The following is a 6,392-nucleotide window of genomic DNA, read 5'->3' as shown; positions in this document are numbered from 1 at the left end:
CGTTGTGAGTTATAGGGATACGCATCCCCCCAGTCGGGCTTCGCCCTTCACTGGGGGTTATTCAAATTCAATCCCTTCGGGATTTCTTAACTTGATGACATTGGGTGATGCCTGGGGCTGAACTAACCTGCCACTTCGTGGCGAATGAGATATTCCGAACATTGTGTGCCTTTGCCTACATTGTGAAAACATTGTGGCATAGAAATTGCTTTTATATAACCAACTAAACAAAACTAAAACAGACTAAAAATGAAAACTTATCTTCCACTTGAATGTGGTATTAACAACAGCAACTCTATGAGTGCCCTCATCAATGCTATGGGTGCAAAAGGTTATGGCATCTACATGCTTCTGTTATTAGAACTTCGCCGGCACAAAAATTACATGATTAACAATGAAACTTTGAAGTTAATTGCACGAACTTATAGCATTCGTCGTCGATTAATTGATGATGTGTTGTATAACTACGGTCTTTTTATTGTCGAAACATTGCCAAATGGAGAACTATGCGTGCGATCGGAATATGTTACACGGGTAATGAAGAATTACGATGATAAAGTAGCTAAATCGCAGATTGACGAAAAGAAAGATGCAGACAATGAATGCCAGACCAAAAGCAACGTTCGTTATAACGACCCTATAACAAAAGAAAAGAATAGAAAAGAAAAGAAAACATCAACAGAAAAAGAAAAAGAAAAAGAGACTGCTGCTGTTGATGCTGTTGTTGAAAATAAACCTGCCAATAAAACAGGTCTTCTCAAACTGACAAAACAACAGCGTGTAAGTGTTAAACGGCATGTCCGAAAGGCAGAAGAGGATATCCAAAATACTTCTTGAAACTCGCTGTAGTTAGCTTCAAATTTGTTACTTTCGCAAGAAATTAAAAATTCTACGCTAAAAATGAAAGTTCAGATCATTAATAAATCCCGGCATGCACTCCCGGAATATGCAACAAAGTTATCGGCAGGAATGGATGTACGCGCAAATTTATCCGAACCAATCAGTTTGAAACCAATGGAAAGATGCATGGTGCCAACCGGCCTTTTTATTGCGCTGCCCCAAGGATACGAAGCACAAATACGTCCGCGCAGTGGCCTTGCCATCAAGAAGGGAATCACTGTATTGAACTCTCCGGGAACCATTGATGCCGACTACCGGGGCGAAATTTGTATCATCCTGATCAATCTTTCTTCCGAATTATTTGTTATAGAAGACGGCGAGCGTATTGCCCAAATGGTAATTGCCCGGCACGAACAACCCGAATGGGAAGAAGTGGAGGTACTGGACGAAACCGAAAGAGGTGCCGGAGGCTTTGGCCATACAGGCAAGAAATGATTAACAGCTCAACAAAAAACAGTATATGATATTATTCAGCATACAGAGGCACAGAGACACAGAGATTTTGAATAACATAAGAGGCATAATTAAAAACGCTCTGCCTCTGTGCCTCTGTGTTCTATTCTTTCAGGTGGTTTTACCAACAAAGGTAAAAGCGCAGGAAACATCTCTTACCCCCGAAGAACAACGGAAATACAACTATTTCTTTCTGGAAGCAACCAAACTTAGCGAGTCGGGCAACCCCGATGAGGCATTCGAACTCTATCAGCATGCCTTGGAAATAAATCCCAATGGCGCTTCGGCACTTTACGAAATAGCCCAGCTTTACCTGCAACTCAATCAGGTACAAATGGCACAGCAATCGCTCGAAAAGGCAGTAGCCAACGATCCCGATAACTATTGGTATGCCGATGCCTTGGCAAACCTGTACATGCAACGGGGCATGAACGCCGAGGCTATAAAAGCCATGGAGATGATGGTGCAACGCTTTCCCAACAAATACGAAACCCTGTTTGGACTTATCAGCTTATACAGCAGCGAGAAAGATTACGATAAGATGATCGGAGCCCTCAATAAACTGGAAAACAAAGCCGGTAAAAGCGAACAGATATCAATGGAAAAGTTCAGGATATACCTCACCCAGGAAGATCATAAAAAAGCATTCAACGAAATAGAAAGCCTGGTGAAAGAGTATCCGCTCGATATGCGCTATCTTGTAATTCTGGGCGATGTTTATATGCAAAACAACAAAACCAATGAAGCATTAAAAGCATACGCCAAAGTTTTAGAAAACGAACCGGGCAATGCAATGGCTACATTGGCACTGGCCAGTTATTACGATAGAACGGGACAGACCGAACTATACGATCGGCAAATTGACAACCTGTTGTATAACAAACAAATTGATCCGGATATTAAACTCAACATCCTGCGCCAGCAGATATATAAAGCCGAACAAGCCAAACAGGATAGTACGGAAATAATCTCTCTCTTCGACCGGGTAATTGAACAGGATCAGGAAGATACGCAAATCCCAATGCTATATGCGCAATACCTGATAAGCAAAAACATGGAAGAGGCATCGATACCGGTGCTCGAACATATATTGCAGCTCGACCCAACCAATACGGCAGCCCGTATGACTTTACTTGGATCGGCCATTCGCAAGAACGATTACGACCAGGTAATCCGTATTTCGGAGCCGGGAATAGAACTCAACCCCGAATCCATCGAATTTCCTTTCTATCTGGGGATCTCTTATTTTCAGAAAGATGAGTACGATAAAGCGCTCGTAACATTCGAAAACGCATTGCAGCATCTGCCCGAAAACGTAAACCCAGAGGTAGTGTCCGACTTTTACAATATGATAGGCGATATTTATCACACAAAGAATAAAGAAAAAGAAGCGTTTGCAGCCTACGATTCGGCCTTGGTTTACAATCCGGAGAATGTAGGGGTTTTAAATAATTATGCCTATTATATTTCGATCAAGAAATCGCCCACCAAAGCCGAGTTAGACAAGGCCGATGAGATGAGCCATAAAACCGTAAGAAAAGAGCCAACCAACTCAACCTATCTGGATACCTACGCCTGGATATTGTTTATAAAAGGCAATTATGCCGAAGCCAAGCTGTACATTGATGATGCCTTGCGCAACGATAAAGACATTAGTGATGTGATTATAGAACATGCCGGCGATATTTATTATATGACAGGCGATAAAGAAGGAGCCATGAAATATTGGTTGCAAGCTCAGGAAATAGGTAGCGAATCGAAAACATTAAAGAAGAAGATATCGAAAAAGAAATATATACCTGAGTGATTTTATTTACGATTTTACGATTTACGATTTACGATTGAAGTTAGTTTAATGAGATGATCTTGAAGCAAATCAGCAAAATAGCAATTGGGATATTTATCCTCTCTCTTTGTTTGTATTCCTGCAAAACCACCAAAGGTACAGCAGGAAGTACAGGCATGGTGAGTGTGGTTTCGGCTGATATGTTTTCTTCGCGCTTGAAACTAACTGTACCGCAGGAAAAGAAAAAGCAAACCCTGAACGGTACCGTAAAGATGCTTCGGGATGAACTTATTCAGATTTCTTTGGTGGCCCCCGTGCTTCGGACCGAAGCGGTAAGAATTGAGGTTACCCCTCATGAAATGTTACTGATAGACCGCATAAACAAAAAGTATGCAATTACGCCTGCCACGGATTTGCAAAGAATCTTAGGAAACCAAATGGATTACAGGCGGCTGCAAACCATATTATCGGAAGCCGTTTTTGTTGAAAGCAGAGTAGGCTGGAACATGAAGCAAGGAAATGTAGAAATAGCCATACCGCTTCATGATGGCGTTCGGCAACAACAGCTGTTGATGGAACTAAACAAAATAACAGTTCCTGCTCAACGGCCGGTACGGGTAAATCCTCCTTCGCGGTACGAGAAAACAGAACTAACAGAACTTGTAGAATCAATTGAAGGTTTGGAATGAAACGGGTAATTTCAATCATATTAATTTGCATTCTGGCAATCTCGTCGGCACACTGCCAAACGTTGCTAAAAGACCTGGAAGAGAAAAGAGCCGAGATCTTAAAGCAGATAAGAGAGTCGGAGAAGACACTCAATACTACAAAAAGAGATGTTAGAGGCCAAATGAACGCCTTAGCTACTATTACCGGACAGATTGACGAACGCAAAAGGTATATCCTGCACATAAACAACGATCTTGATATTATTGATCGCGAATTGAAATCCCTTGAACGTGAGTTGGTAAAACTGGAAGATGAACTCACTATCAGCAAAGAGAACTATGCCAGCTCTGTGCGGTACATGGCAAAGAACAACAGCATTGAAGAGAAATTACTATTTATATTTTCGGCCAAAACATTGGCACAAACCTACCGGCGCTTGCGGTATGTGCAAGAATATGCAACGTATCAACGGTTACATGGCGAAGAGGTTATAAAGAAACAAGAAGAAGTAAACCAAACAAAAACAGAACTGGAGGCTACCCGCACCGAAAAGCAAGCCTTGTTAGCCGAGCGCGAGAAAGAAAACAAAAAGCTCGAAGAACAAGAAAAGATGCAACGTACTTTTGTTACCGAACTTCAAAAGAAACAAAAAGGAATACAAGACGAGTTGCAGAGGAAACGGCGGGAAGCCAAACTACTGAACAACCGTATTGATGAACTAATTGCCGAAGAAATAGAAAAAGCCCGCAAGGAGGCCGAAGCCGAAGCAAAAAAAGAAGCAAAGGCCCTTGGAATAAAATCTACAGTTACCTATACAATGACTAAAGCCGATCGTGCACTGTCGAGTAACTTTGGCGATAATCGTGGCCGCTTGCCAATGCCTGTAACAGGACCTTATGTAATAGTTGGGCGGTATGGGCAGTATGCTGTTGCCGGTTTAAAAAATGTAAAGCTCGATAACAAGGGAATTGATATTCAAACAACTGCCGGCTCCGAGGCCCGCTCGGTATTTGATGGGGTGGTAAGTGCGGTGTTTCAGGTTCCCAACAATAATTTATTCAATGTGTTGATACGACATGGAAACTACATCTCGGTTTATTGTGGTCTGTCGGCTCCATCGGTAAAGAAAGGCGATAGGGTAAAGGCACGTCAGTCGTTGGGTAAAATATTCTCGGATAAGAACGATCAGGATCGTACAGTTTTACAGTTTCAGTTACGCAAAGAGCGCGCACAGCTTAATCCGGAGCCTTGGTTAGATCGTCGCTAGTTTCTTAAAAACAAATATAATGTTTTAGCTTCTCAAAGTCTGTTTCGGTAAACTCGTCCAATAAAGTCAGTTGTTGCATACCAGATAAGTTACCCCGCTTTTTGCGGCACTCAACAATGGCCTTTGCCTGATAGAAATTAATGTAGGGATGCTTTCTTAACTGTTCTATCCCGGCTCTATTCAGATTGACTTTAGTAATTGGTGGTTCGTTGCCCACTATAAACCAATCTTTGAATTTTTCAACATCAATATGGATATCTGCCAATTGTGCAACAGCATGAAAACCACCCAACTCTTTTCGGTAGTTTGTAATTCTATGTGCCATCCCACTACCTATTCCGGGAATCTTTTTAAGCTCGGTAGTGTCTGCTTTATTGATATCAATAACAGTGCCTGCCGGATATTTAATAACCCGGTGAATGGTATCTTTCTGAATATGTTCAGCCAATAAACGTACAGTGTCTTTATGTGAGGACTCTTTTGGCAACGAGACTATCCGGATATATGGCTTTAACTTGTTGTACTGTTCTTTACTTAAACCGTATATCTTTTTGAAATCATCTGCCTCCCGGAACTTTCCGCCTTTTGCCCTGTATTTTAGTATATTGCCAGCCATCCATGTTGGCAATCCTAGCTTCAGGAAAGTTGCCGAATCGGCCGTGTTGGGATCGAAGGCAGCTAAAACGGGTTCCGGCTTATTCTTTGTGTAATAAGAGGTTTCTTTGTCTACTTCTACTTCTTCTATGCTGTTCAAAAAAGCTTCGTATGCTGTTTTAACTTCATCAGTGTTAATATCAACAGTATCATTCGGACGGAATAAATGGGGCATATTCCCAATAACTCCAATTATAACAATTAATGCTATTAGGAATAAAATGCCTTGCCTTTCTATTTTAGAGAAATAAAAGAAGTCTTTCCACATTATAATGACACAGATAACAGTTCATTACCCAATGTATGTAAGGCATCTTCTATTTTCCTTTTTTGAATATCTCTAGGCTTGGATAAGCCATTAGCATATTTCCACAATTGCTTTTGGTTAATGCCAGTCATACGCTCTAAAGCCGCATTCGTAAATATTGTACTGTAAAACTGAAGGAGTGATTGTATGTCAAACTTCCATTCTATCTCAATATTTCCGGCTAACTCTTCGGGAATAATCTTATTATGTTTTTTATATAATTCAATGGCATACAAGATGTTTTCCTTTGTTTCTTTAACTGTTTGTCCATCAGCATATATTCCTGGCAGGTTGTCTGCCCAAGCACCATATAAATCTTTTCCTTTTTCAATAGTAACAATAATCTTTCCCATAAT

The 6,392-nt window shown here is 41.1% G+C and carries 7 protein-coding genes; 5 read left to right on the top strand and 2 right to left on the bottom strand.

The genetic code is table 11. The features are described from left to right. Positions 1–249 precede the first annotated feature (249 nt). The 5 genes from D0T85_RS04040 to D0T85_RS04020 all read left to right on the top strand — a co-directional run bounded on the left by D0T85_RS04040 (position 250) and on the right by D0T85_RS04020 (position 5,075). A complete protein-coding gene (locus D0T85_RS04040; RefSeq protein WP_163210503.1) occupies positions 250–837 on the top strand; it encodes a Lin1244/Lin1753 domain-containing protein in 588 nt (195 codons plus the stop codon). A gap of 63 nt (positions 838–900) precedes the next feature. Beyond that, the gene (gene dut, locus D0T85_RS04035; RefSeq protein WP_163210501.1) at positions 901–1,335 is read left to right on the top strand and encodes a dUTP diphosphatase; all 435 of its coding nucleotides are present in this window, start codon (positions 901–903) and stop codon (positions 1,333–1,335) included. A gap of 25 nt (positions 1,336–1,360) precedes the next feature. Next, positions 1,361–3,160 (top strand): tetratricopeptide repeat protein, encoded by a 1,800-nt coding sequence (locus tag D0T85_RS04030; protein ID WP_163210499.1) that lies wholly within the window; start codon positions 1,361–1,363, stop codon positions 3,158–3,160. Positions 3,161–3,219: 59 nt separating this feature from the next. Then, entirely contained in the window at positions 3,220–3,828 is a 609-nt protein-coding gene (locus tag D0T85_RS04025; protein ID WP_163210497.1) for a DUF4292 domain-containing protein, read from the top strand. After that, positions 3,825–5,075 carry a murein hydrolase activator EnvC gene (locus D0T85_RS04020; RefSeq protein WP_163210495.1) on the top strand — a complete coding sequence of 417 codons (1,251 nt, stop codon included), beginning with the start codon at positions 3,825–3,827 and terminating at the stop codon, positions 5,073–5,075. Before D0T85_RS04025 ends, D0T85_RS04020 begins: the two co-directional genes overlap by 4 nt. Before the next feature lie 4 nt (positions 5,076–5,079). Here D0T85_RS04020 and D0T85_RS04015 read toward each other — a convergent pair whose 3' ends face one another. Beyond that, positions 5,080–5,997, bottom strand: coding sequence for a ComEA family DNA-binding protein (locus D0T85_RS04015; RefSeq protein ID WP_163210494.1), 918 nt, complete (start codon positions 5,995–5,997; stop codon positions 5,080–5,082). Then, complete coding sequence (locus tag D0T85_RS04010; RefSeq protein ID WP_163210492.1) at positions 5,997–6,389, bottom strand: type II toxin-antitoxin system HicB family antitoxin; 393 nt, start codon at positions 6,387–6,389, stop codon at positions 5,997–5,999. Before D0T85_RS04010 ends, D0T85_RS04015 begins: the two co-directional genes overlap by 1 nt. Positions 6,390–6,392: the final 3 nt, after the last annotated feature.

The organism is Bacteroides sp. 519 (genome assembly GCF_010500955.1).
In the GTDB taxonomy this organism is placed as follows: domain Bacteria; phylum Bacteroidota; class Bacteroidia; order Bacteroidales; family Bacteroidaceae; genus Bacteroides.
The sequence above is the reverse complement of the archived record's forward strand: the minus strand, read 5'-3'. Positions and strand labels throughout refer to the sequence as shown.